At 66.3% G+C, this 1717-nt stretch carries 1 protein-coding gene and 1 pseudogene; one reads left to right on the forward strand and one right to left on the reverse strand.

The annotated features are described in order from the left end of the window. Window positions 1-685: 685 nt before the first annotated feature. Window positions 686-1081, forward strand: coding sequence for a contact-dependent growth inhibition system immunity protein (locus tag ABT300_RS43840; RefSeq protein WP_351688721.1), 396 nt, complete (start codon window positions 686-688; stop codon window positions 1079-1081). A gap of 486 nt (window positions 1082-1567) precedes the next feature. Here ABT300_RS43840 and ABT300_RS43850 read toward each other — a convergent pair. Then, window positions 1568-1717, reverse strand: a pseudogene (locus ABT300_RS43850) (MarR family transcriptional regulator); the annotation flags it as partial.

The raw sequence follows: 1717 nt of genomic DNA on the forward strand, positions 1-1717 counted from the left end.
GCTGACCGGGGCTCACCAGCGCACGCGCCCTGAGCTGAACCGCCGCCCCAGATCGACCTGCCCCGGCACAAGCCGGCCCCACGGGCCCGCGGCGGGACACGGCCGGGCGACCGTGGGGCGGCCGCACCGGACCACCAGGGCGGGGGCTGGACCGCTCGCGCCGTCAATCGTGGCGCAGCACTGCGAGCCGATGGCGGGCGCGTCTTGCGAGCTCGCGTTCGTATGGGGGACTGCTGCATGGGTAAGTGACACTCAACCTGGCTTGCTGAGGTGTCGTTTTCATCTGCCTTGCCTGTTTATGGATGGATTCCCGAAGGGGGAGGATGCGATGCGAAAGAGGCAGTCGGTGTGGCTGGGGTCGATGAGTCCTGAGGTGTGACTGTTGGGGCCGAGTGCTGCTCGTTGCTGTCTCATCCCGGGATGCCCGGTTTCCCGGGCTGCGTGCTTCGGTCGTCATTGCTGCGCGCCTGGGTGCACTCGTTGAGCGGCGGTACGCCGGAGGCGTGCCCAGTCGACTTCCTTGTCCAAGCGATCTGTCCGATGCCCGCTGGGAGTTGGCCGGCGAGAACGCCATCTCCTGGCGTGACCCGGCAAAGCCACTTAACTAGCATATATCGGGATGAAACAAAGGGAGAAAACCATCCCCAAGGTCGCGTGTGTGAACTCATCGTAGGATGATCGGGCGGTGACGCGCCCTTTGAATCGTGACTGCTCTCTTGAAGAGCTTGAACGCGACCGCTGGTCGGCCCCATCGGCCGATGCCACCCGCCTCGTCGTTACTGCACACGCACTGCGGCGTCGGCCGATCGGCGAGCTGACCGTCGAGGACATGCGCCTGTTGATCGGGCAGGACATAGGGCTGCCCTACCTCCTGCCGCTGGCGCTGGAGGTGCTGCGGGACGACCCGATGGCAGAAGGGCACATGTACGAAGGTGATCTGCTGTCCGCGGTCCTCACCAGGGACCCAGCGGTCTGGACCGAGCACTCCGAGCTCGGCCGAGAGTTTCGCATGATCATCTCGAAGTCGAACAACCTGCCGCCTGACCTGCAACAGAAGATTGAACGGTTCCTGGCTCGATAGAGCACCGACGCAGGACGTGTTCCGTGGAAGGGAAGGCCGGCGCATCTGCGGAACGTCTCGCCGGACCAAGCGCGGGCCCGGACGCATCGCCGGCCGGCCACGGGTGAGGCGGCGGACCATGATGCCGATCATCGCCCAGCGGATCATGGTCTCGGAGCGGGCCGGGCTGGACTCGTGGTCACGCGCGAGGCGGCGGTGGGCGGTGAGCGACGAGAAGGGGCCTCGATCGTCCATCTCCTGGGCTGGACCTGGAATCCGCGCCGGTCCGGGGCCTTGCGCACGATCTCCAGCTCGCGGCCGAGGATCGTGCTTGACCGCCGCACAAGGCGGTCGGCGAAGCCCTTGGTCCGCCCAGATTTTCTGCATGGCCGGATGGTCTGGCAGAGGGTGTGGTCGCGGTCTGTCGGGTTTCGGGGTCGCCGATACCGATTTCAGGCTCGGCTGCACTCCTGTCCGAGTGTGACGAGACGTCGGCCGCGGAACGAGCTATGCGCCCTCGTTGTCACCGTGCAGGGAATGGACCATCCTCTGCAGGATCCGGAACGCGTCTGACTGCTCGGTCTCGGTCAGGCCGGCCAGCATTCTGGCCTCGACGGACCGGACGGCCGCGCTCGCCTTGTCGAGGCTTCGTCGGCC

It is taken from the genome of Streptomyces sp. NPDC001027, from assembly GCF_040299045.1.
In the GTDB taxonomy this organism is placed as follows: domain Bacteria; phylum Actinomycetota; class Actinomycetes; order Streptomycetales; family Streptomycetaceae; genus Streptomyces.